The sequence below is a fragment of the Pseudomonas sp. DF11 genome (genome assembly GCF_058148565.1).
The window spans coordinates 24191-47999 of the sequence record NZ_JBYVYN010000009.1 but is presented as its reverse complement, the minus strand read 5'-3'; the positions used below and the strand labels follow the sequence as shown (position 1 = coordinate 47999).

General features: G+C 59.5%; 22 protein-coding genes and 1 pseudogene. 16 read left to right on the top strand and 7 right to left on the bottom strand.

Annotated features, from left to right (window positions below; all coding sequences use genetic code 11):
• The first annotated feature begins 5 nt into the window (after window positions 1–5).
• From AC30D9_RS23620 to AC30D9_RS23590, 7 genes are all read left to right on the top strand, one after another.
• A complete protein-coding gene (locus AC30D9_RS23620) occupies window positions 6–947 on the top strand; it encodes an ABC transporter permease (protein WP_116832059.1) in 942 nt (313 codons plus the stop codon).
• Window positions 944–1813, top strand: a complete 870-nt coding sequence (locus AC30D9_RS23615; protein WP_109755233.1) for an ABC transporter permease — start codon at window positions 944–946, stop codon at window positions 1811–1813. Before AC30D9_RS23620 ends, AC30D9_RS23615 begins: the two co-directional genes overlap by 4 nt.
• A gap of 2 nt (window positions 1814–1815) precedes the next feature.
• The gene (locus AC30D9_RS23610; protein WP_490144966.1) at window positions 1816–3447 is read left to right on the top strand and encodes an ABC transporter ATP-binding protein; all 1632 of its coding nucleotides are present in this window, start codon (window positions 1816–1818) and stop codon (window positions 3445–3447) included.
• 129 nt (window positions 3448–3576) lie between these two features.
• On the top strand, window positions 3577–4857 hold the full coding sequence (locus AC30D9_RS23605) for an OprD family porin (protein WP_490144965.1): 1281 nt from the start codon (window positions 3577–3579) through the stop codon (window positions 4855–4857).
• A 67-nt stretch (window positions 4858–4924) separates the two neighbouring features.
• Entirely contained in the window at window positions 4925–6439 is a 1515-nt protein-coding gene (locus AC30D9_RS23600; protein ID WP_490144964.1) for a serine hydrolase domain-containing protein, read from the top strand.
• Window positions 6436–7761: an omega-aminotransferase AptA gene (aptA, locus tag AC30D9_RS23595; protein WP_490144963.1), complete on the top strand. Its 1326-nt coding sequence runs from the start codon at window positions 6436–6438 to the stop codon at window positions 7759–7761. Before AC30D9_RS23600 ends, aptA begins: the two co-directional genes overlap by 4 nt.
• Before the next feature lie 14 nt (window positions 7762–7775).
• Window positions 7776–9194: an aldehyde dehydrogenase family protein gene (locus AC30D9_RS23590; RefSeq protein ID WP_490144962.1), complete on the top strand. Its 1419-nt coding sequence runs from the start codon at window positions 7776–7778 to the stop codon at window positions 9192–9194.
• Window positions 9195–9453: 259 nt separating this feature from the next.
• Here AC30D9_RS23590 and AC30D9_RS23585 read toward each other — a convergent pair whose 3' ends face one another.
• Window positions 9454–10062 carry a short chain dehydrogenase gene (locus tag AC30D9_RS23585; RefSeq protein WP_490144961.1) on the bottom strand — a complete coding sequence of 203 codons (609 nt, stop codon included), beginning with the start codon at window positions 10060–10062 and terminating at the stop codon, window positions 9454–9456.
• Window positions 10063–10187: 125 nt separating this feature from the next.
• Between AC30D9_RS23585 and AC30D9_RS23580 the strand changes: the two genes are divergently transcribed.
• From AC30D9_RS23580 to AC30D9_RS23565, 4 genes and pseudogenes are all read left to right on the top strand, one after another.
• The gene (locus AC30D9_RS23580) at window positions 10188–11063 is read left to right on the top strand and encodes a LysR family transcriptional regulator (protein WP_490144960.1); all 876 of its coding nucleotides are present in this window, start codon (window positions 10188–10190) and stop codon (window positions 11061–11063) included.
• 245 nt (window positions 11064–11308) lie between these two features.
• Window positions 11309–11695, top strand: a complete 387-nt coding sequence (locus tag AC30D9_RS23575) for a hypothetical protein (RefSeq protein WP_490144959.1) — start codon at window positions 11309–11311, stop codon at window positions 11693–11695.
• A 221-nt stretch (window positions 11696–11916) separates the two neighbouring features.
• Window positions 11917–12534, top strand: coding sequence for a LysE family translocator (locus AC30D9_RS23570; RefSeq protein ID WP_116832070.1), 618 nt, complete (start codon window positions 11917–11919; stop codon window positions 12532–12534).
• A gap of 73 nt (window positions 12535–12607) precedes the next feature.
• A pseudogene (locus tag AC30D9_RS23565) lies at window positions 12608–12841 on the top strand (transposase); the annotation flags it as partial.
• 668 nt (window positions 12842–13509) lie between these two features.
• On the opposite strand, the gene AC30D9_RS23560 reads toward AC30D9_RS23565, so the two are convergent.
• A complete protein-coding gene (locus AC30D9_RS23560) occupies window positions 13510–14676 on the bottom strand; it encodes an MFS transporter (RefSeq protein WP_490144958.1) in 1167 nt (388 codons plus the stop codon).
• Between the two features lie 94 nt (window positions 14677–14770).
• Here AC30D9_RS23560 and AC30D9_RS23555 point away from each other — a divergent pair, with 94 nt between their 5' ends.
• Together AC30D9_RS23555 and AC30D9_RS23550 are read left to right on the top strand one after the other, a co-directional pair.
• Complete coding sequence (locus tag AC30D9_RS23555; protein WP_025569634.1) at window positions 14771–15664, top strand: LysR family transcriptional regulator; 894 nt, start codon at window positions 14771–14773, stop codon at window positions 15662–15664.
• Between the two features lie 204 nt (window positions 15665–15868).
• Window positions 15869–16339, top strand: coding sequence for a hypothetical protein (locus AC30D9_RS23550; RefSeq protein WP_134923820.1), 471 nt, complete (start codon window positions 15869–15871; stop codon window positions 16337–16339).
• 340 nt (window positions 16340–16679) lie between these two features.
• Here AC30D9_RS23550 and AC30D9_RS23545 read toward each other — a convergent pair whose 3' ends face one another.
• Window positions 16680–17732 carry a GIY-YIG nuclease family protein gene (locus AC30D9_RS23545; protein WP_245150916.1) on the bottom strand — a complete coding sequence of 351 codons (1053 nt, stop codon included), beginning with the start codon at window positions 17730–17732 and terminating at the stop codon, window positions 16680–16682.
• An 11-nt stretch (window positions 17733–17743) separates the two neighbouring features.
• On the bottom strand, window positions 17744–18016 hold the full coding sequence (locus tag AC30D9_RS23540) for a hypothetical protein (RefSeq protein ID WP_107322763.1): 273 nt from the start codon (window positions 18014–18016) through the stop codon (window positions 17744–17746).
• A 596-nt stretch (window positions 18017–18612) separates the two neighbouring features.
• Here AC30D9_RS23540 and AC30D9_RS23535 point away from each other — a divergent pair.
• Both AC30D9_RS23535 and AC30D9_RS23530 read left to right on the top strand, forming a co-directional pair.
• The gene (locus AC30D9_RS23535; protein WP_490144957.1) at window positions 18613–19566 is read left to right on the top strand and encodes a hypothetical protein; all 954 of its coding nucleotides are present in this window, start codon (window positions 18613–18615) and stop codon (window positions 19564–19566) included.
• A 35-nt stretch (window positions 19567–19601) separates the two neighbouring features.
• Window positions 19602–20234 carry a pyridoxamine 5'-phosphate oxidase family protein gene (locus AC30D9_RS23530; protein WP_490144956.1) on the top strand — a complete coding sequence of 211 codons (633 nt, stop codon included), beginning with the start codon at window positions 19602–19604 and terminating at the stop codon, window positions 20232–20234.
• A gap of 55 nt (window positions 20235–20289) precedes the next feature.
• Here AC30D9_RS23530 and AC30D9_RS23525 read toward each other — a convergent pair whose 3' ends face one another.
• Complete coding sequence (locus AC30D9_RS23525; RefSeq protein ID WP_307571108.1) at window positions 20290–21159, bottom strand: NmrA family NAD(P)-binding protein; 870 nt, start codon at window positions 21157–21159, stop codon at window positions 20290–20292.
• A 186-nt stretch (window positions 21160–21345) separates the two neighbouring features.
• Here AC30D9_RS23525 and AC30D9_RS23520 point away from each other — a divergent pair, with 186 nt between their 5' ends.
• A complete protein-coding gene (locus AC30D9_RS23520; RefSeq protein ID WP_490144955.1) occupies window positions 21346–22221 on the top strand; it encodes a LysR family transcriptional regulator in 876 nt (291 codons plus the stop codon).
• On the opposite strand, the gene AC30D9_RS23515 is transcribed toward AC30D9_RS23520, so the two are convergent.
• Both AC30D9_RS23515 and AC30D9_RS23510 read right to left on the bottom strand, forming a co-directional pair.
• The gene (locus tag AC30D9_RS23515; RefSeq protein WP_307571106.1) at window positions 22175–22726 is read right to left on the bottom strand and encodes an HIT family protein; all 552 of its coding nucleotides are present in this window, start codon (window positions 22724–22726) and stop codon (window positions 22175–22177) included. The genes AC30D9_RS23520 and AC30D9_RS23515 overlap by 47 nt on opposite strands.
• 165 nt (window positions 22727–22891) lie before the next feature.
• Window positions 22892–23758, bottom strand: coding sequence for a LysR family transcriptional regulator (locus AC30D9_RS23510; protein ID WP_307571105.1), 867 nt, complete (start codon window positions 23756–23758; stop codon window positions 22892–22894).
• Window positions 23759–23809: the final 51 nt, after the last annotated feature.

Below are 23809 nucleotides of genomic sequence, written 5' to 3'. Positions count from 1 at the left end.
CCGCTATGTTTCGATTCATATTGCACAGGCTCGGCATGGCGGTGCCGACCCTTCTGTTGATCTCGGTGATTGTATTTGCCTTGATTCGCCTGATCCCCGGAGACCCGGCGTTGTTGATGCTGGGCGACATGGCCGACCCAAAAAGCCTTGCCGACATGCGCAGCAGTCTTGGGTTGGACCACTCGGTGGTGACCCAGTACCTGATCTGGATCAAGTCGGTGCTCAGTGGCGATCTCGGGATGTCCATCAGCAGCCGCCAGCCGGTATTGGAGTTGCTGATCGAACGATTCAGCGTCAGTGCCACAGTGGTGCTCGTCGCGGTGTTACTGGCGACCCTGCTCGCGGTGCCGGTGGGTTTGCTCGCGGCCTGGAAGCAAAACAGTGTGCTGGACTTGGGCCTGGTGGCTACGGCGACGTTGCTGCTGTCGGTGCCGAGTTTCTGGTTGGGCTTGTTGTTGCTCTATGTGTTTGGCATCCAGCTCGGCTGGTTGCCGGTGATCGGTTACGTCGGCTTTGCCAGCGACCCGATGAAGGCGTTGACCTATGTGGTACTGCCGATCATCACCCTGACCCTGGTGGAGTTCGGCGCCATTGCGCGGATGGCGCGGGCCAGCACCATCGAAGTACTGCGCCTGGAGTACATCGCCCATGCCCGCGCCAAGGGGTTGTCGGAGGGGGCGGTGTTGTGGAAACACGCTTTGCGCAATGCGTTTGCGCCCACCTGGACCTTGATTGGCCTGATTCTCGGCAATCTGCTCGGCGGCATTGCGGTACTGGAAACCGTATTCACCTTGCCCGGTATTGGCCGCTTGATGGTCGATGCGATCTTCTCCCGTGACTACCCGGTGCTGCAGGGTTGCCTGCTGCTGGTCACCTGCATCTACGTGTTGGTCAACCTGTTGGTGGATCTGTTGTATCCGCTGTTCGATCCAAGGGTGAAGCTATGAACCTCAAGACTCCTGCCTTGCCGACAGGGCTGGATACCCAGCCTCGACGTACCTGGCGTTATCCGCCATTGAATGTGTTGATCGGCGGCGGCTTACTCGCGGCACTGGTATTGCTGGCGCTGCTCGGCGTGGTGTGGACACCTTATGACCCGCTCAAGCTGGACCTGTTGTCGCGCCTGCACGCGCCAAATGCTGCGCACTGGCTGGGCACCGACGAATTCGGCCGTGACGTGTTCAGTCGATTGATCATTGGTGCACGCACCAGCCTGTGGATCAGCCTGCTCTCGGTGAGCGTGGCGGTTATCTGCGGCACGGTAATCGGTATGCTTGCCGGTTACCTGCGCGGCTGGACCGACCGTGTGCTGATGATGTTCAACGATGCTCTGCTGGCGTTTCCGGGCATTCTCATGGCCCTGGGCATCATGGCAATCATTGGCGCAAGCCAGTACGGCATCGTCCTCGCCCTGGGCATTGCCTATACCCCGTCCGTGGTGCGGGTAGTGCGGGGCAGTGTGTTGTCGTTGCGCGAGCTGGAGTTCATCGAGGCCTCTCGGGTGATCGGCAACTCCGAGCTGTACACCATGTTCCGCCATATCACCCCCAACTGCCTGGCGCCGCTGTGTGTGCTGGGCACGAGCATGTTCGGCTGGGCATTGCTCTCGGAGAGTGCGCTGAGTTTCCTGGGGCTGGGCGTTCCGCCGCCGGCCGCGACCTGGGGCAGCATGCTCTCGGCGAGCCGCACCTACATCTCGACGGCGCCGTGGCTGGGGATCTTCCCGGGCATTTTTATCAGCCTGACGCTGCTGGCTATCAATCTGTTCGGCGATGCCTTGCGTGATCGTCTCGACCCGCGCATGAGGAAATGAGCATGAGCGTTCCAATCCCATTACTGGCCGTCGAAAATCTACAGATTCGCGTCGGTGCAGACGGTCCGCTGGCCGTCGATGATTTCAGCTTCACCATGGCCCCCGGCGAGATCGTCGCGCTGGTCGGCGAATCGGGCAGCGGCAAGACCATGGCCGCACGCGCTGTCATTGGCTTGTTGCCGGCACCGATGCGGGTGTGTGGTGGGCGCATCACCTTCCAGGGCGAACCGCTGGACAGCGGCAATGCCAAGGCGATGCGTAAAGTGCGCGGAGCAAGGATCGGCATGGTGTTCCAGGAACCGATGGTCTCGCTCAACCCCGCGCTGACGATTGGCCGGCAAATGAGCGAGGCGCTCAAATTGCATACCGCGCTGGATGCGGTGACGATCCGCGAGCGCTGCAGTGCCATGCTGCAACGCATCGGTATCAAGGATGCCGAGAAATGCCTGGAGTCCTATCCGCACCAATTTTCTGGCGGCATGCGCCAACGCATCATGCTGGCTTCAGTGATGTTGCTGCGTCCGGCGCTGCTGATCGCTGACGAGCCAACCACGGCGCTCGATTGCCTGGCACAACTGGACGTGATCGAGTTGATGCTGGAGCTGACGCGCGAGCAGGGCACCGCGATTCTGTTCATCAGCCACGACTTGTCCCTGGTGGCGCGTTATGCCCACAAGGTAGTGGTGATGCGTGCGGGCAAGGCGGTGGAGCAGGGGCGTATCGAAGACATCCTGTTCGCACCGAAGGCCGACTACACCCGGCAGTTGCTTGAAGCGTTGCCACGGCGCGGCGAGCTGGTGCCATTGCCGGCCACCGACAACGCGTTGCTGCAGGTCCGGGATGTGTGCATCGAACACCCGGGGCCGCGCAGTTTCTGGGGGCGCAGCGTACCCAAGCGCGTGGTGCATTCGGTGAACCTGAGCATTGCACCGGGCGAGACCTTGGCCTTGGTCGGTGGCAGCGGTTCGGGCAAAACCACCCTCGGGCGTGCAGTGGTCGGGTTGGTCACGCCCTGCGCCGGGGCCATCCTGTTCCAGGGCGTGGATATTCTCAAGGCCGCCAACCGTGCACACCGCCTGCAATGCCAGATGATTTTCCAGGACCCGTATTCGTCCCTCGATCCACGCATGACCGTCGGCCAGATCATTGCCGAGCCGCTACGCCATGAGCCGGGGCTGACGGCCGCGCAAAAACGTCAGCGGGTCACCGAGACCCTGGCCGACGTCGGATTGCCCGAGCAGTTCCGTGAGCGCTTTGCCCATCAACTCTCCGGTGGCCAGCGCCAGCGCGTGGCGATTGGCCGGGCGCTGGTCCGGCGGCCCAAGCTGGTGATTGCCGATGAGCCGATTTCGGCGTTGGACATGACCATTCAAAAGCAGATTCTTGAATTGTTCGAGCGCTTGCAACGCCAATACGGGTTCGCCTGCCTGTTCATCTCCCACGACTTGTCGGCAGTGGAGCGCATCGCTCATCGCGTGGCGGTGATGAACCAGGGCGAGGTGGTTGAAATGGGGCCGCGTGACGCCATTTTCGACACCCCACAACATCCCTATACCCGCCGGCTGCTCGCAGCGGCCAGCCCCTTGGAGAAACGTGCGGATGGCAGTTACCGCCTCCGTGCCGGTGTGATTTAGGTACTGCTGCACCCCAGGCCATGTTTTGAAACCCAACCCTTCGTCAATCGGTGATTGGCGAGGCAGGCGAAGCCATGGCCGAAGAAAACAAAAACAACCCCACTCAACCTGTCTGCCAGGAAGCTACACATGAATAACCGCATCAACAAAGTTGTCAGCAGTGCCAGCGTCATGGGCGTCGGTTTCATGCCCTTGTTTGCCCAGGCCGACTTTGTCGCCGACAGCAAGGCCTCGCTTGAATTGAAGAACTATTACTTCAACCGCGACTACCGCGAGTCCAGCGGACAGAACAAGCGCGCCGAATGGGCGCAGGGGTTTATTCTCAACCTCCAATCGGGCTTTACCGACGGCACGCTGGGTTTTGGCCTGGACGCGGTCGGCATGCTGGGCGTGAAGCTCGATTCGAGCCCGGATAACTCCGGCACCGGGCTGCTGGCGCGTTCAAGCGTGGCTGAACCGGGCTCTCCCAGCTATGCACGCCGTGCCCATGACAATTACTCCAAACTCGGCATCACCGGTAAGGCGCGCATGGCCCAAAGCGAGCTGCGTGTGGGCTATATGGTGCCAGACCTGCCCACCCTGCAACCCAACCTCAGCCGTCTGTTTCCGCAGAGTTTCAGTGGCACGGCACTCACCTCCAAGGACATCGACAACCTGACCCTGACCGTGGGCCAACTGGACCAGGTCAAGCAACGCGACTCGACTGACTACGAGGACATGGGCCTTACCAGCCAGTACGGCGCCTACAAAAGCAGCGCCAAAAGTGATGAGTTCCGCTACGCCGGCGGCGAGTACAAGCTCACGCCCACCACGGTCGTTACCTATCAGTACGCGCAACTGGAAAGCCTCTACCAACAGCACTACCTGGGTTTGAAAAACAGCTTCAAGTGGGGCCCCGGCACGTTCAAGACCGACATCCGTTACTTCAACGCCAGTGAAGACGCTGCGGCCCTGGCCGGCAAGGTGGATAACCGTGCGTTGAGTACCCGTATCGGCTACAGCCTCTATGGCCACAGCCTCAGCGGCGGTTACCAGGAACAGTACGGCTCGACGCCGTTCACCTACGTGGACGGCACTAACACCTACTTGTTCACCGAGTACCAACTGGCCAACTTCTCCCAGACCGACGAGCGCGTGTGGCATGCCCGCTACGACTATGACTTCGCCTCGCTGGGCCTGCCGGGCCTGCTGTTCTCGACGCGTTACGCCATGGGTGACAACGCCAAGGTCATCGGCTTCAAGGGCGAAGGGCGCGAGTGGGAGCGTGATTTCAGCTTCGGCTACGTCGTGCAGAGCGGCACGTTCAAGGATGTGTCTGTGCGTTGGCAGAACGCCAGCGCCACCAGCAACTTCACCCGTGACACCAACGAAAACCGAGTGATCCTGGGTTACACCGTGGCGCTCTGGTAGCGGTAACGGCGTGCAACAGGGGCAGCCTGTTGCACGCCAAGGCAGTGGAAATGAGGGGATAGATCAGATGACGAGTTTGCCGTTGCGGCGGGCACTGCCCAGCCAACAACGCGTATCGGCGCGTGGCGTGAGTGATTTCATTGATGCGGTGAACGCTGCGGGCCTGGAGTTGCACAGTTTCATGCTGTACCGCGACGGTGCGGTGGTGGCCGAAGCGTTTTGGGCGCCTTATCGCGCCGAGCGGTTGCATGTTCAGCATTCGGTCACCAAAAGCTGGGTATCCATGGCCGTCGGGCTGTTGGTGGATGACGGCGTGCTGTCGCTGGACGCCAAGGTGGTGGACTTTTTTTCCGCCGATTGCCCGGTAGCTATCAGCGCAAACCTGGCAGCCATGACCGTGCGCGATTTGCTGACCATGCGCACCGGCCACCGCCAGGGCATTTCCGGCGGGGCCTGGCGTGGGCGCAGTGAAAGCTGGGTTAAGCTGTTCCTCGATGAACCGGTTGAAGACCCACCCGGGCAGCACTTTATCTACAGCAGCGCCTCGAGCTTCATGCTCTCGGCGATTGTCAGCGTGGTCAGCGGTCAGACGGCCTTTGAATTGTGCAACGCACGTATCTTCCAACCCATGGCCATGGGGCCCATCGAGTGGGATCTGGCACCTGGTGGCTTCAACACCGGCGGCAATGGCCTGAGTTGCAGCACTGAGGACTTGCTCAAGTTCGGTGTGCTGCACTTGCAACAAGGCAACTGGGAAGGGCAGCAGCTGTTATCCCGGGAATGGGTGGCCGAAGCCACCCGTGGGCATGTCGATGATGTATGGATGGGGGCCTTCGACGGCAAGCGCTACCAGGGCCGCGACTCGAGCGACGCAGGTGTCACGCGCCGCGAAGGCTACGGCTACCAGTGGTGGATGACCCTGCACGGTGGCTACTACGCCTCTGGAGTATTTGGCCAGCAGTGTATCGTCTTGCCCCGCCATGACGCGGTGATTGCGTTTACCGCCGGGCTGCCCTTGGGCGAGCGGCGCTTGCACAGCCTGCTCTGGGAACATCTGTTGCCGGCGCTGGGTGTACCCACCGACGGCGCGGCGGATGCCGAGTTGGCGGCGCTGTTGGCACGCCAGCGGCGGCCGTCTCTCTCGGGGGCGTCGACCTCGCCGCGTCACGCCGAGTTCAACGGCACGTTTGTGGTGGAGGCCAACGAAGATCAAGTCAGCGAAATACGTTTGGTGCTTGGCCCTGACCACTGCGACTTCTACCTCACCGACTCCCGTGGCACCCACTGCATTCGCGCCGGGATTACCAACGGCATCGAAAGCCAGACCAGCATGACCGGCCATTATCTGCATCACCAATACCAGCCGGAACTCACCCCGGTGGTGGCGCAGGCACGCTGGACCGACGACGGGGTATTAAGCATGACCTGGCAGTTTGTCGAGATGGCGTTTTGTGACCGTGTCAGTTGCCGTATTGAGCGCGGCAAGTTGTACGTGGACCGCAGCGTCAACGTTAACGCCGGCCCGTTGCAGCGCCCGACGCTGATCGGCCATCCAAGAACCGCTTTGCAGGAGTCGCTATGAACGATATTTCCAACCCGACAGCTTCCAAGTGTGGCGCGTTCTGGGCACCGTTTACCCCGATGCGCCAGTTCCAGCAACAACCGATGATGTTCGCCAGTGCTGACGGCATGTACTACACCACCACCGATGGGCGTCGCGTACTCGATGCAATGGCGGGGCTCTGGTGCGTCAACGCCGGGCATGGCCAGCCGAAAATCGTCGAGGCCATTCGCGAGGCGGCGGGGCGCCTGGATTTTGTCTCGTCATTCAAGATGAGCCACCCCCACGCCCTGGAGATGGCCGAGCGCCTGATCGACATCAGCCCGGCCGGCATGGCGCAGGTGTTCTTTACCAACTCGGGTTCCGAGGCCGTCGACACCGCGTTGAAGATTGCCCGGGCGTATCACCAGGCCCGCGGCGACAGTCGCCGTACCAAGTTTATCGGGCGTGCCAAGGGCTATCACGGCATGGGTTTCGGTGGGCTGTCGGTGTCGGGTATCGGCCGGCAGAAGCGTGACTTCGGTCCGTTGTTGGGCGAAGTGTCACACCTGCCGCTGCCGTACGACGCGGGTATGCGTTTCAGCGCCGGGCAACCGAAGCAGGGCGAACATTACGCCGACGCGCTGACACAACTGTTGGACATTCAGGATCCGAGCACTGTGGCCGCGGTGATCGTGGAGCCGGTGACAGGCTCTGGCGGGGTGTACCCGCCGCCCCAGGGTTACCTGCAACGCTTGCGCGAGATCTGTACCCGGCATGGCGTGCTGCTGATTTTCGACGAAGTGATCACCGGTTTTGGCCGCGTCGGCGCCAGCTTCGCCGCCCAGGCCTTCGGCGTGACGCCAGACTTGATCACCACCGCTAAAGGCCTGACCAACGGCGCCGTGCCCATGGGCGGCGTGCTGGTAAGCGGTGCGGTGTACGAAGCGTTCATGGCCGGGCCGGCGAACGTCATCGAGCTGATGCACGGCTATACCTATTCGGCGCATCCGTTGGCGTGTGCGGCCGGGTTGGCGACCATCGAAGTGCATCGCGAACTGGGCATCAATCAACACGTCAACGCGGTCAGCGGGCCCTGGCAGTCGGCCGCGCTGGCGCTGCAGGGTGTGGGGCCGGTGCTGGACGTACGCGCCATCGGTTTGCTTTGCGCCGTCGAACTCGAGCCGCGCCCCGGTGCCGTCGGCGCGCGTGGCAGTGAAGTTGCGCAGTGGTGCTTTGAGCACGGCGTACTGGTACGCGGTTCGGGCGACACCATCGTGATTTCGCCGCCGTTGGTCATCAGCCAGCAGGAGATCGCCCAGGTGTTCGACACCTTGGCGGGTGCCTTGAATCAGGTTGCCTGAAGGGAGTCGATGGTATGTACGATTTGTTTGAGTTCTACATTGACGGCGCCTGGGTCAAACCCCACGGCGAAACCGTCGAGACCGTGGTAAACCCGTCCACCGAGCAGGAGGTTGCGCGGATCATCCTGGGCGATGCTCGCGATGTAGACCGTGCGCTCGGCGCCGCGCGGCAGGCTTTTCCGGCGTTCGCCGCGAGTTCGCTCCAGGCACGTATCGACTTGCTGCAGCGCATCATCGAAGCCTACAAACGCCATAGCGAGGCGTTGATCGAGGCGGTTCATCTGGAGATGGGCGCGCCGCTGTCCCTGGCCCGAAGCGCTCATGTCCCGGCAGGCCTGGGTCATCTGGCGCAGGCGCTGGAAGTGCTGCGCGAGTACCGCTTCGAACGGCGCCTGGGCCAGACGCTGGTACTGCGTGAGCCTATCGGCGTGTGCGCCCTGATCACCCCCTGGAACTGGCCACTCAATCAACTCACCTGCAAGCTCGCACCCGCCCTGGCGGTGGGCTGCACGGTCGTACTCAAGCCAAGTGAGTGTGCGCCGTTGTCGGCGTATATCGTCGCGCAAATCCTGCATGAGGCCGGAGTGCCGAAGGGGGTGTTCAACCTGGTCAACGGTAATGGACCGGAAGTTGGCGCTGCGCTGGCCAGCCATGCCGAGGTGGACATGGTGTCGTTTACCGGCTCGACCCGCGCCGGCATCGCAGTGGCCAAGGCGGCGGCCGATACGGTGAAGCGTGTGTCCCAGGAACTGGGCGGCAAATCCGCGAATATCCTGCTCGACGATGCCTACTTGCCTAGCGCGGTGCGCCACGGGGTACAGGCGTGTATCCGTAACAGCGGCCAGTCGTGCAATGCGCCAACGCGCCTGCTAGTACCGCGCGCGCAACAACCGGCGGTGATTGATATCGTCCGGGAAGTGCTGGCGCAGGTGTGCTTCGACGACAGTAACCCGATCTGCGCCATCGGTCCCGTGGCGAATGCCCTGCAATTCGAGCGGGTACAGGCCATGATCGCCCAAGCCATCGCCGAGGGCTCGCGATTGATCGCCGGAGGGCTGGGACGACCACAAGGGATTGAGCGCGGCTACTACGTGCAACCTACGGTGTTTGCCGACGTCACCCCGGACATGTTGGTGGCGCGGGAAGAAATCTTCGGCCCGGTCCTGGCGATCATGCCGTACGACAGCGAGGCCGAGGCGATAGCCATCGCGAACGACAGCCCTTACGGCTTGTCAGGTTACGTCACCTCGACCAGCCTCGAACGCAGCCGCAGGGTTGCGCGGCAATTGCGCACCGGCATGGTCCATCTCAATGGCGCCCGGGCCGACCAGGCCGCGCCGTTTGGCGGCTATAAGCAGTCGGGTAATGGGCGCGAGTGGGGGGAGATGGGGTTTGAAGAATACCTGGAGAGCAAGTCGCTGTTTGGGTATTGACGGCTTCAGAGCTGCGCGACGGGACGACCGATAAATCAACGGCCCCTTTGCGCGCTGGTTGGTGCTCATATGAGGCCATAATCGAGCTGTGGATAGGCTGCTTTCGGTCAAGAGCGGACTGCCCTATAAATAAATCCGTCCCCCTTTTCGCGAATATCTTCGTTAGCAGCCCGCTTCAGGCGCAGATGGTCAATGTCCTGTTGTTCTGTTATCGATCGCGGTAGTTGGGGCATACGCAGAGTGCGGCGAGCCCTCTAATTCAATGCCCAACCCGATATACGCGACCGCTCTGCACGCCTTCAACGCTGCGTCGATAGGCCATTGCTACACGCGTCGCCGGCACGCTTTCGTAGCCAGGAAAGTACGGACCAAACCGGTCCATCGATTCCGTCAGCACTGTCGGACTAACTGCGTTGATGCGGATGCCTCGTGACAGATCGCACGCAGCTGCGCGCACGAACCCTTCAATCCCAGCGTTCGACGCTGCGGCATTGGAACCCTGCGCAATCGGATCGTCGACAGCGATGCCTGAGGTCAGCGTGATCGACCCGCCGTCGTTCAGGTAATGCTGGCCAACCAGCGCGACGCGCACCTGACTTAGCAGCTTGTCCTGCAAGCCTTTGTTGAAGTCGGCCGCCGTCATCTTTTCGATTGGAGCGAGGATTACATTGCCTGCGGTAGCAATGATGGCGTCGATTTGTCCGATCTTCTTGAACAACGCACCCACGCTGTCATCACTGGCGATGTCGACCTGATAGTCACCTTGGGTGCGACCGACGCGGATGATTTCGTGTTTGCCGCCACGTGCAAGTTCATCTGCCACGGAACGACCTACATCACCACTGGCGCCAATTATCACAATCTTCATAGAGCACTCCTTTTCGAATTCAGGTTGGAACGCCGCTATTGTGTATCGAACCATTAAGGTGATAAATGTGCTCTAAATTCAAACTCTACGAACCTATAGTTAGCAATATGGACAAACTGCGAGCCATGGAAACCTTCGTTGCCGTCGTGGAGGGTGGCAACTTCACCGAGGCGGCGCAGAGACTTGAAATGTCGTCGGTAATGGTTGGAAAGTATGTGCGCGAACTGGAAGGACGCCTTGGTGCGCGCTTGCTTGAGCGCACCACGCGACGCCAGAGCCTGACTGATGCTGGTCGCGTTTTTTACGAAGACGCCAAGCGTGCGCTTGAACACGTACGTATGGCCGAAACCTCGATCGAACGGTTGCGCGCTTCGCCATCCGGCACGTTGCGCATTAGCGCTCCAATCACCTTTGGCTCGTGTGTCATCGCTCCTCTGGCTGCGACTTTCCAGCAGCTATATCCGCTCGTGCGCATTGAACTGGAATTGAGCAATCGCGTCGTTGACCTCATTGACGAGGGTTTTGATCTGGCTATCCGCATTGGTGATCTGGGCGATGCCGACCTGATAGCAAGGCCGCTAACCATGTATCGCATGGTGATCTGTGCGTCACCGGACTACCTCGCGCGACGTGGCCGCCCAGAGACACCACAGGACCTGAGCGCGCATCACTGCCTTTCTCACACAGTGTGGAACAGCCGCAACGGCTGGAAACTCAGAGGCTGGGATGGGGTGCAACTGCCGATGGACCCAGTCTTCACATGCAATGATGGCAACGGATTGCGCATCGCAGCGATCGCCGGTGCGGGATTGTTGCTGCAGCCCGAAGTTCTGGTGGCCCATGATCTGGCAAGCGGGACGTTGGTGCCTGTCCTGCAAGCCTACTTGCCCGAGCCACACCCTATCCATATCGTGCATCGACACGATCGGCGACCGCTGCCAAAACTCACCCATTTTATTGCGCATTTGCTCGCGCATGTGGCGGAGCAGGAGTCGTCCTAGCGCGCTTCCCCCGGATTCTGGCGCCCACAAAAGGTGTTGTTGCCGCTTCAGGTGTGGGAGCCCCTTTGGACGACAGCGTAGGCATATGCTTACTCAGACACGACGGACGCTCGCCTGAACGCCGGTCAGTCGTGACAGGCAGAAAACGGCCAAATGCAGACATCCAAACCACTAACCAAATACACTTTCGTGATGATCGCACTCAAAATTTTGTGTATGTGTTTAGACGGAAAAAGGGATTAATGATGAGTCTTGATCTGTGCTTGGAAGCTGATAGTGCGCTCACTATTTCAGCGCTGAAAAGCGCCCTTGAGAATGCTGGCGCTGGGGAAATAGAGGTAGCGGGTAATGGCTTGTCCGCTGAATTTGCCTCGGGGCTTAGGTTGAGCGGCGGTGATGTGTTAGATGACCCTAAGATCTATGCTGAGAATACAAAGGGTGTCGACTTTCCTGTCGCTGTGCGTTGTACCATCAGAATTAAAGGGCCCTATCCAGAGGGGGAGTCGCCTATGGAAGATTTGGATAGAATCGCTCGGTCCATATCTCAGTCGTGTTCGGCCTTCTTTCTTATTAGCTTTCAGTTCGAAGAAACCTTGTACTGGCGGGATACGACAGGGCTGCATCGTCCTTGAGGTCGGTGCCAGCAGGTCTTCTTTCAGCCATTTCTGAATCGTGCTTTTTCGGACGAATACGCCCCTGAATTGAGGGGCCGCTTCTGGCCCAGAGTGTGTAAAAACACAACTACGCTCAAAAGCCCTGTATCGAATTTTTATTTCGTTGTACGTTGAAGCCGCGGACGGCTTTGAACTGAATGATGACCGTCCCCGGCCACAACACTCGCAAAGGAATGCACATGATCGATGGTTCCGCCGTTTTGACAGTCTTTTTGGTTTACCTGGCCGGTGTCGTTATTCCAGGGCCAAATTTCGTTGCAGTAGTCCACAAAGCGGTAGCTGCTACGCGGTCAGAAGCTTTGGCCTTGGTAGCAGGCATCGTATTGGTCAATTTGTTCTGGGCCACCTGTGCAATCGCAGGTATCGGCGTTGTATTTGCTGCGTTCCCTTGGGCGGCGCTGATCGTAAAAGTTCTGGGGGCTGCCTATCTGATGTGGTTTGGATTCCGACTGCTGCTCAAGGCCGGGAAGAGCGCGCTTGCCCCCTGCAATAATTCTGTCGTCGGAAACTTTCGGCAGTCATTCATTCAGGGGGTTGTTACGAACATTGGCAACCCTAAATCCATGGCCTTCTATGCCGCTATTTTCTCAGCAGCAGCCCCCACCCACGTTTCACCAAGCACGTTTTTGTCGATGCTGGCAGTCGTAGTGGTGGTTTCGATGACTTGGTATGGGGTGGTCGCAATCGCTCTTTCGCTACCTGAGATTGCTTCAGCGTATCGAAAGAGGAAAAAAGCTATTGATCGATTATGCGGTGGTTTGATTTTGTCTCTAGGGATCCGGCAGCTGGTTCAATAAGTCTACGATTGAGTATCCATCCAGCCCGAAACCCTTGCTATGATTTCTGAGGATTTCATCGCAAGGATCGCCCATGAAGCGCTTTATTCAAGGCGAACAGCGAGGCCAAGGCACCTTATTTTCCGAGAGTCTCGACGACTAAATCAGCGATACCAACCCGGTGCGCGTAGTCGACGTCTTTGTCGATGAACTCGACCTGGTCAATCTGCGTTTTGAAGGTGTCATCCCTGCCGATGCTGGCCGGCCTGCTTACCATCCTTCGGTCTTGCTGAAGATCTACATCTACGGTTATCTCAACCGCATCCAGCACTTTCATGCGATTGGCGCGACAACTCGCGCCAGAGCGGTTTCAGTGCCGGCGCGCATGTCCATGGGCTCGGTGGCGAGCCAGATGAAGTCGATGCGGATCATCGCAGCAGGTCTCGCAGGAAAGCTTAACGGGGTGAGTGCAGAGATGAGCGTGAATGTGCTCGCTTACAATCTGAAAAGGGTTATGAAAATCATCGGCACCACTGGCTTGATGAAAGCGTTAACGGCGTGAAAACCGGTCTTTTTTACCCCATCCAAAAGACTTTAAGAGGTTGCTGAGCCGTTTTAACTGTTCCTGGATACGTCGTGACCTTGATCCGTTTGCGAAACGTGAGCACGGTCTCCTGGCGTCGATATAGAAAACCCAATCTGACGTTTTTACACACTCTCGGCCGAGAGCGGACTGGCTGCTCTAAATAAATCCGCCCCTTTTTCGTGTGAGTGGCGCTCCCGTGTGCAGGTATCCGCGCCCGGGCAGCGCTGATCGGCGGCTTGCTCTCCCGGGAGCTTCATCTGGAGCTCTCTCCTAAGAGGGGATACGTGCAAGCGGGCTTCCCGCAGCCGCTTGCACCGAGATGGGAGCGCTCGATTGTCCTTTCAAAAGGGCTGGTTGAATGGCTCGGGTAGCGACCTCAATGGCGACTAACAGCCCCCCTCACATCATCGTCATACCACCGCAGTTGCAATCGTTCTGGAGCGCCAAGCAAAGGCCAACACCATCAGCAGCCCCAACCCCGCCATTGCCGCCCCGGCCAGGGAAATCGCCGGATAACCCAACCCCGCTTTGATCACCGCTCCGCCCAGCGCCGCACCAATCGCGTTGCCGAGGTTGAAGGCGCCGATGTTCACCGCCGAGGCCAGGTTGGGCGCGTCCTTGGCCGCTTCCATGACGCGCATCTGTAGCGGCGGCACCAGGGCGAAGCTGGCGATACCCCATATCAGGATGGCAACGGCAGCCGGCAGCGGCCAACGCATCAGTGCGGTGAACGCCAGCAAGACGAGAATCAGCACGCTCAGTGAAACGATCAGAGTGCGGTCTATCGAGCGATCGGCGGCCTTGCCGCCCCACATGTTGCCCAGCGTCAACCCCACACCGAACAGCACCAGCATGGCGGTGATGTACGCGGTGGACGCATGGGTCTCGCTGCTGAGGATCGGCGCGATGTAGGTGAAGACAGTAAACATCGCACCGGAGCCGACTACGGTCAGGGCCAGCGCCCCCAGCACCGGGCCACGGCCCAGTACCCGAATTTCGGCCAGTACACCGACGCTTTGCGGCGCCGGCAGGTTGGGCAGGGCGAACCACAATGCGGCCATGGTCAACACGCCGAGGCCGGTAATCCCCCAGAATGCGGTGCGCCAGCCGAACAGTTCGCCAAACCAGGCGGCCAGCGGCACACCGCCGATGGTCGCCAGGGTCAGGCCCATGAACATGGCCGCAACCGCCCCGGCACGTTTCTCTGGGGCGACCACGCTGGCGGCGACGATGGAGCCAACGCCAAAGAAGGCACCGTGGTTCAGTGAGGTCACCACCCTGGCGACCATGAGGCTGTAGTAATCGGTAGCCAAGGCTGACATCAGATTACCCAGGGTGAAAATCGCCATGAGTCCGATCAGCAGATAGCGCCGTGGAATCCTGCCGGTGGTCAGGGTCATCAGCGGCGCGCCAAGCAGTACGCCCAGGGCGTAAGCACTGACCAACAGACCTGCGGCGGGAATGGAAACGCCGAGATCGGCAGCGATGCCCGGCAACATGCCCATGGGGGCGAACTCAGTAACGCCGATGCCAAAGGCACCAATGGCGAGTGCGACAAGTGGTGGATTGATACGCATGGAAGGCTCCTTATCTATGCCGTCAATGCTACGATCCAACCTTTTCAGGCGGTAGATAGCGTTTTTGGCAATAACCTTTGCGTAAGAGGCACAAATGGACTTCAACGGCAGGTCAGGTGAAATGGACGTGTTCGTCACCGTGGCACGGGAGGGCAGCCTGTCGGCCGCCGCGCGTGCACTGGGGCTGACGCCCTCGGCGGTCAGCCGGATCATCGCCCGGACCGAACAGCGTCTTGGCACCCGCCTGCTGTTGCGCACCACCCGAGCGATCACTTTCACCGCCGAGGGTGAGGCGTTCCTGCGCGGCGCCCGACGTATCCTGGCCGACATGGCCGAGGTCGAAGAAGCCATCGCCGACCAGGGCGTACCCAGGGGCCGTTTGCGGGTCAGCGCCGCCCTTGGTCATGGACGGCTGGCCATCGTTCCCTTGGTGGCAGCATTCAGCGCCCGTTACCCGAACATCGTCGTCGACCTCACCCTCGGCGACGAAGTGGTCGACATTCTCGGCGGCCAGGCCGACGTGGCGGTACGCTTCGGCCATCTGCCCGACAGCCCACTGACCGCGCGCAGGATCGGCGACACCGGCCAGGTAGTGGTGGCATCGCCCGAATATCTGCAGCGCCACGGCACCCCCCAGGAACCGGAAGACCTGCTACGGCACAACTGCCTACGCTTCAACTTCCGACGTGCCGAACCCAACTGGCCGTTCATTCGCGACGGACGAGAGTTCTCCCTGAAGGTCAGCGGCAACATCGAATGCAGCAGTGGCGAAGCCCTGGCACAACTCGCGCGAGTAGGTGCCGGCATTGCGCGTATTGGCGAGTTCACCGTGAGCGAGGACCTGCAGCGCGGCGACCTGATACCGCTGCTGGAAGCCTGGAACCCCGGCGACCGGGAACCGATTCATGCGGTGTTCGTAGGGGGCTCGGCAATGCCGGCGCGGGTGCGGCTGTTTGTGGATTTTTTGCTGGAGCATCATCGGATGTGAGAGGGGCAGTTGATTCTTGCGATGTGGTGAGGCAGGTCGCATTAAGCAAGTAGTCATGTGCTATCGGTGGGTGGGCTGCGTCATTGGAGCAATCGGGAGCCATAGCCGATTTCGGCCAGAAGCGGTCTTCGGGAACAACGCTTTAGCAGGTTGAAATCGCTCCCGATTAATGATTACGTTGTTCATTTTCAGGAAGCACTGTGGATGCCTGTTTTCGAAATTTTGCCGCTGGAAGCAATCGGCCCCGCACGGCTTGGCGCTTCACGCGCAGCAGCAAGGGAAGCAATGTCTGTGAATGGATTCCCGCTTGAACGATCCTACGGCCGCGTCGATTATTTCTGCGAAGCTTCCATCCAGCTTGAGTACGGCCCTGGCGATGAAGTCCAGTTTATAGGCGTCTCTGGAAACTCTCAGCTCAACTTCACGTTTAGAGGGGTGGATGTTTTTGCTATATCTGCGACTGAATTGTTTTCGCTAATGGCTGCCTCGGACGATTCCGGCCCTCATGAGTTCGACCGGTACGAGTACTGCTTTCCGAACCAGATTCTCACGCTTTGGGATGCTGATGAACAATATGACCGTCAAGGCGGAGAAGAGCGTGAGGTGTGGGGCCAAGTCGGGATCGGCAATGATGCTTATGTGGCAGCTATCGAAGCTATTAAGAAAAAGCTATAACTGGCTAGACGGTACTCGCGCAGGAGCGGGTATTGAAAGGCTGCGACGGCCATCGCTGACCTGAAATTACCTTGGGTGACCGGTAGCTATGAGTCGGTATAAGCCCATTATGACCGGCGGAATTCGGCCAAGAGCGGACATGCCCTATAAATAAATCCCCTTTTCGGTCCCTTGATATTACGGCCCAGCGATCCCCGATTTGTGATTGAACGAGGCGCCCGTTACAGAAGCTGCACTGTCCGGCAATCTCTCCGATAGATGGGTTCTCCAATTTCGTGATGTACCCAGATACTCATGAGATACCCCAAGCCGTCCGCTACAGACAGAAGCTTCCGCCCCCTCAGTTTCCGTTCAAACCGCTGTCGCGGGTCAGAAGGCGGCGTTTCCAGTGGATTTCCTTCTGCATCATTTCATCCTTCCCTGTGTGCTTGTCGGCGATTTCGAGGATGCTGAACCTGAAATTCTCCGCGAAATTGTCGCCACGCTTAGTGTGCAGGTCTCGTATGCGGGTGTTGCCACCGTGCCCGTTGTTGGAGTAGTTAACCCAGCGGTCCCACAAACCGCCTGTTCCGGTCGCGGAGCCTACGTAGAGCTGATACTCGCCTTCGGTACGGTCAGAGATGAGGTACACGCCTGCAACGCTGGAAAGCGCTGTCTGCCATGACTCTAGACCTTGCTTGACGATGAGTTTGAGTTCCCGATGGGATATATCTACTTCCTTGAAGCCGGGGAATGGGCCAACCGTCATAGGTTTTTCCAGTATCGAGGATACAACCATGCTTTTCAGGCATGTTTCCAGCCAGAGGTAGTTCCCTCGCGGCTTCGTGTAGTCGAGTATCAAGCGTCCTTCCAGCTCGACAAACTCAGGTACACGACGGTAGTCGTACACGAAATCACGATTCTCTTTACCTCCCTTCGACTCGTTGACTTTGAGTGAGTCGTAAACGCCCGCCAGTAACCATCTTTTGGTGCCGGGTAGCTCGACCAGACCTATCACGTACTCGCATTGGAAATTCCTTCGGGACTGCCACGACTGCCAATCGTCGAAATTGCCTGCAAGGTATACTTCCATGGGGTGTTCATGCCCATTGTGCTGCGCAAGATGAACCTTTGTATTTTGGGTTGTGATGGAAGGCAGGAGGCTAGTCAGAAGCTGCATAAGCATGGAGGTTGACTCTGCTAAAAGAAGGATTGCGTGAGCCAAGGATTCCATGTCGGTGCGTGAGCCGTCCAGATTGTCTTTCATATAGTTTGAGTAGACTACGAGCGCCTGCTCTGGCCGACCGCTGCCCGTAATTGCTGGCAGAAACTGAAAAAAGCTAACTCCCGAAGGCAAAGTCCAAAGGCTCGAACCACTTACTCGAAGAAGCAAAAACGGGTGCTTTTTAGGCACCCGTAGTTCTCTTAGCTTTCAACCTGCGCCTGAAGCCGCCGACCAATCACCTCCAGCAAATCACACCCATCACGCAACGGAATCACCAAAAGCTGTGCAAAGTCCGAAAGCACCACCGTATCACTGGCAATTTCAGAGCGAAACGCAATGTTCTCCAATACCTGAGTCACTACTCGGATGCGGTAATCAGCGGTTGCATGCAGGACGTCCAGCGGGGCTTGAGTATCAATGAGGAGGGAGGCGGGAGTGCAGTCGATGCCGGTGATAGGGACGTATCTTTCCATGTTCAAAACTCCGATCTAATGAGGTTTTAACCACTCAATCGTCGCCAAACAATTAGGTGGCAGTTGTACGCAGGTTGGCGAACCGGGATCGGAAACCGGCAGACCCGAAGGTCTCCCACGCACAACTGCCGTAACGGGCAGCCGTGCAAGTGTGCCAAAGCCTCTGCAAAAAACGCAGTACTTTCGCACTCGATCCTCAGGTCGCCAAACCTGATCGCCATTGAGCGATAGGCATCACTATAGGTTTTGTCGGATTGGGCGGGGAAGGTGACGTGTTCCTAAAGCTTCGTAGGAGCTGCGATCGTTTTTTGCCGGAGGGATCTGACAGGGTCGAATCGACTTATTCAAACCATCGACAGATCGACCGTGGTGTTGGTTTGCGGTCGGCTTCGCCGGCCAGAGGGCGGTGCGACGTTTCGCTAAATTCCCTCGCCACAGGGGAGGGTGGTGTGGCTAGCCTTCGAACTCAGCCCCAACCCCCAAGCCTCCCGACATCAGGTATTCTCCGCCCTCAAACACCATCCCGGCTTGCGGCATGCAAATCGCCTGTCTCAGCCCCTCGAACGGTCTGAAAAGCGGCGCACCAGGAGGCTTGCATGTTGATTGGATATCGGTTCGAGCGCACCGCGCAGGATGACCTGCACATCCACTCGCGCAATCGGGTGCAGAGCATATTCGTGCTGCTGACGGGCGCGTTGGCCTTCATCTTGCCGGTGGCGTTCGCCGTGTTTGCGATGGCTGATGGTCTCTCGCCGTTGGCTGACGCGGATCCGCTATCCTCTCTGCTGATTGTTCTCGGGCTGCTGCTGATTCCTGCCCTTGGCCTTTTACTGCTGGTTTACACCGGCATCCGCGAGACCTTGGTGTTGTCGCGAGTCGACGGCGAGGGCAAGCGTCTCACTCGAAACTTTTTCGGACGCCGCGAGCGGGTGCAGTCGGTCTTTCGGATCGATGCCGCCAAATACCTCGAACTTCGCCGCCGTCCACAGGCTGAGCGAGCCCACGCCCAGTTGTGGTTGATGCTGCGCGACGGCACCGCGCACCGCTTGACCAGCGACAACGTTCCGGTCGTGCCGGGAAGTCAACGCACCGACTTATGGCTGCGTGAGCTGGCCGACTACCTGAACGTGGCGGTGCCCACCGAGGTCGTCGAGGGGGTGGCGCCTGATGTGAAGGCACCCTATAGGCCTGCCCCAGCGCCCACTAGCGGTAAGGCGGTGAGGGAAGCCAGGCAGCGACGAGGAAAGAGGGCCACGCCAGCGCCTGAGCCGACCGAGAAGTTCGGCATTCCCGCGCGCGCCTTGCTCATGCTGGTGGGCACCTTTCTGGCTGTGCTGGAGCTGAGCCAGGTCATCGCATTGGTGCCGGCTCTGTTTGCCGGGCGGCTGCGTGTCGGTGGCTATCGCTCGACGACCTTCTACTGGACCGAGCAACCGTTGAGCTTTTCACTCAACCTGTTTGTGGGCATCGCCGAGGTGTTGATCGTCGGCGTCATCGCCTGGGGTTGCCTGCGCACGGCGATCCAGGGCCGGATGAAATCCAATCCCTGAATGCGATTTTTCAGACATCTACAGAGGAGATGAGCATGGAGCGCGACAACGACAGCAGCGCCTACATCACCACCGCACAAGCGCTGGAAAGCCTTTACGGCCCCGTCGCGGCGCCCTCGATTCTCAAGGAAGTCGACCATATCCATCCGGTTTACCAGCCCTTCATAGAGGCTGCTTCCTTTGTGATCCTCGCTTCCTCAGGCCCCGGAGGGCTGGATGCCTCCCCGCGGGGCGACGCGGCCGGGTTCGTTCATGTCCACGACAGCAAGACGTTGTATTTGCCCGACCGCCGTGGCAACAACCGCATCGATTCGCTGCGCAACATCGTTGAGGATCCCCGGGTTGCGCTGCTCTTTCTCGTGCCTGGCGTAGGGGAAACCTTGCGCGTGAACGGCACGGCCAGGATATCGGTCGAGCCAGCACTGTTGGCTCGGTTCGCGGTGAATGGGCAACTCCCTCGAACGGTGCTGGAGATCACCGTAGCCAGCGTTTACTTCCAGTGCAGCAGGGCTGTGATCCGGGCGGGGCTGTGGGATGCGACGCGGCAGATCGAACGCAGCGCACTGCCCACAGCGGGCGAGGTGTTCAAACGCATCTGCCCCTCGAAAGTAGATGGCGACGCTTACGACAAGGCCTTGCCAGGGCGCATTGCGAGCACGCTTTACTGACGGTTTCGCCGAGGCAGGGGGCAGTTGGCTAATCCGCCCCCTTTGCCATGGCTATTCAAACTCCGGCAACGGCCTCGCGCACGAAGTCTTCATAGGTGCGTAGCGGGTGGCCAATGAGGGTCTGGAGTCGTTCCACCGTCCCTTCGGCGGCCTGCATGCCGAAGGCTTGAATCCCCGTCATCATCAAGCGCATGTCATACGCCAGCCAGGCGGGACCGTACGCAGCTAGTTGCCCTTCGAAAGCGACTACGTCATCACCCCCATAGGCGATTTCGCGACCCAGGGCTGCGCTCCAGATCTTCGCCACGGAGACACCGGTCAGCGCTTGCGGCCCGATCAACTCCAGCGTGATCCGATCCAGCGCGCAAGAGCTCCTGTCGCGTCGCAACAACTCGGCCACGGCGACGTCAGCGATATCGCGTGCATCAATCATCGAGACGCCCGCCGAACCGATTGGCATCGGGTAGACCGAGTAATCCTGGATCGTCTGTTGGACCATGCGGTCGTTCTGCATGAAATACGCCGGGCGCAGGATGGTGGCGGGGAGGTCGAGGCTTTCGATCATGCGCTCGACCGTATGCTTGCCGGTGAAGTGCGGAACGTTGGTGAACGTATCGGCATGGATCACCGACAGATAAACGATGCGCTCGATGCCAGCCTCGCGAGCGAGGTTCAAGGTGATGAGGGCCTGGGTGACCTCATCGGGCGTGACGGCATTGAGCAGGAACAGCGTACGCACCGACGACAGCGCAGCGCGCATCGAGGTGACATCGGTGAGGTCCGCGACAACTTCAGTGACGCCGGCCGGAAACTCCCGCTTGCCTGCCTGGCGTACGAGCGCCTTGACCTCGGCGGCCGCGTCAGCCAGGCCTTGGGTGACGAGTGAACCAATAGTGCCCGTGGCACCGATGACGAGAATGCTCATTTTTGAAACTCCTGCATGGGATTTTGGGGTTCGCGACGACATGCGTCAGTGCCGTCGTGGAGGCGGATCAGTACAGCGTGTTAACGGTGTTCATCGGATCAAGCTTCGATGTCGAGACGGTATTCCGTTGCACTTGGAAAACGAAGACGCCAGAATCCAGACACATCGTTTCAAAAATGGAACACCATGAATCTGAACGCGCTGATCGATTTCCTCCTCGTCGCCTCCAACGAGGGGCTGGGGAAGGCCAGCCGCGCCAGCGGTATTTCCAAAGCCACCCTGTCGCGCCGAATGTCCGACCTGGAGGAGCAACTGGGTGTGAGGCTGATCGAGCGCAGCGCCCGCGGTCTGAAACTCACCGAAGCTGGCGAGAGACTGGTGTCTCGAACTGAAGGCCCGCTGAGTGAAGTCGCCGAAGCCATGACGGCGGCCCGCGAGGGTGTTTCGACACCTCGTGGTCGCTTGCGAGTGGCTGCCCCGGTCCTGTTCTCCCAACTCGCGATGGGTCGCATCGGGGCCGAATTCTGCGCGGCCTACCCGGAGGTCGAAATTGAAGTCGTGGCGGAAGATCGCATGGTGGATCTGGTGGAGGAACAGTTCGACGTCGCGATTCGGATCAACCCGAGCCCGGACAGCAATCTGGTCGGCCGGTGTTTTGCCAAGGACCGGTTGGTCGTCGTGGCAGCGCCTCACATACCCAAGCCCATGCCCGGCGCGGTCAGTGCCGTTCCCGCCATCGTGACGTCGACGTTCCAGCCCACTCAATGGCGTCTCGATGACGGACAACTGGTTCTGGAGCCGATCCCGAAGCTGCGATTTTCCTCGTTGCTGATGGTTCGCGATGCCGCTGTCGCCGGTGGCGGTGCTGCCCTGATTCCACAATCCATCGCCGGGAGTCAGCTTGCCCGTGGCGAGTTGGTCCAGTGGGGCACGGTGTCGGGCGCAGAACCCGCGCTCTGGGTTCTGCATACCTCCAGGCGCCTTGCGCCTCCAAAGGTTCGCGCATTCGTGGACTTCATCTGCGCCAGATACCCGGACCTGTCTCTGGTTTTGAGCGGATAGAGCAGTCTTCAGGGGTTTCAGGAGTCTTGAACGACTCGCGCAGACTTTCAATCACCTGGCTGATAGAGGGCCCTTGGATCGTCGGTGGCGTAGGGCTCTCACCGAATTCACGCCAAATGAATAATGTCAGCTCTGCGCCGTCGGTTAGTGCCTGGGCGTTCTCTTGTGTCGCAAAGGTTTCCAGCAGCCTGTATCGCGAATCTTTCCAAAACAACTGCTCGACCCAGTCGTACACCGGGATGAAATGGAAGTGGATGGGGTAGCGGGGATCGTGGCCGAATCGGCTGATGTAAAGCCATTTGGGGTTCAGTTGTGTTTCGAGAGTGCGCTGGATGTTTGCCATCAGACCACCCAGCTCTGCGAGCGCAGCGTCGGGCAATTGTGCCAATGAGTTTACGTGAGTCTTGGAACCGAGCATGAGATAGCCGGGCAGGGTGGATACCAAGTGGTGGTTGACTAGCCAATGGGTGGTTTCATGGACGACGAACTGTGGTGCCAATTCCAAAATAGACTCCCTGTCATCCTGCGGTTTGGGCTTGCATGCGACTAAAGCTTACACCTCGATTTACCAGTCGATCACCTGCAAGCATCTTGGGACTGCTTCGCAGTCCAGCGGGGCGGTGGTGCGACGTTTCGCTAAATCCCCTCGCCACGGGGCAGGTCGGTGCGGCTAGCCTTCGAACTCCGTCTGCAACATCGTCAAAAACGCCTCTCTGGCGGGATGCCGGCCAGCGTTTTCATGCCAGTAAAACAGGTTGTCGATCCCCGCCAGCTCAGGGAATGCATACCCCGTCCAACCCGCTCCCTGGCGGTATTGCTCATAGATCCCCCGAGGCACCAGCGAGACACCTGCACCCGCACTGACGCAACCAACGATGGCGCCGTAACTGGCGATGCTGATGATCGGTTGCACTTGGTCATGACGCAGCAGCCATTGCTCCAGCGCCAAGCGGTATGGGCAGCCCGTGGGCCACATGAAGATCGCCTTGCCTCGCAAATCTGCGGCGCTGCGCAATGGGCCGTGAGATTCGGAGGCGATGAGCATCAGGTCTTCACGGTACATCACGGCTCGCTTGAGTCCAGGCCGTTCTATGTCTACCGCCACGATCGCGCCGTCGAGCCGGTGATGCTGGATATCGTCCAGCAACTGCGCCCAGGTTCCCGTGCTCAGCTCCAGTGACACTTGCGGGTATTGCGCGTGGTATCTGGCCAGCAACTGAGGCAGGCGCCCCGTGGCGCTGGACTCGATCGCGCCAATGCGCAACGGGCCGCTCGGCGCGCGGGTAGGGGCTACCGCGCGGCGGGCCTCTTCGGTCAGGTTCAGTATTTTTGTCGCGTATTCCAGGAACACTTCGCCCGCCGGGCTGACCCGCAGCCCGCGACCTTCACGGAAAAACAACGGCGTGCCGAGCTCCCGTTCCAGGGATTTGAGGCGGGCGGTGATGTTGGACGGCACGCAGTGCAGCACTTCCGCGGCACGGGCGATGCTGCCGGTGTCGCAGACCGTCTTGAGCATGCGCAGTTGGGACAGTTCCATAGCTCACCAAAAGTGAATGATTTGCTGAGTTTAAGTCACTTGTACTGATTG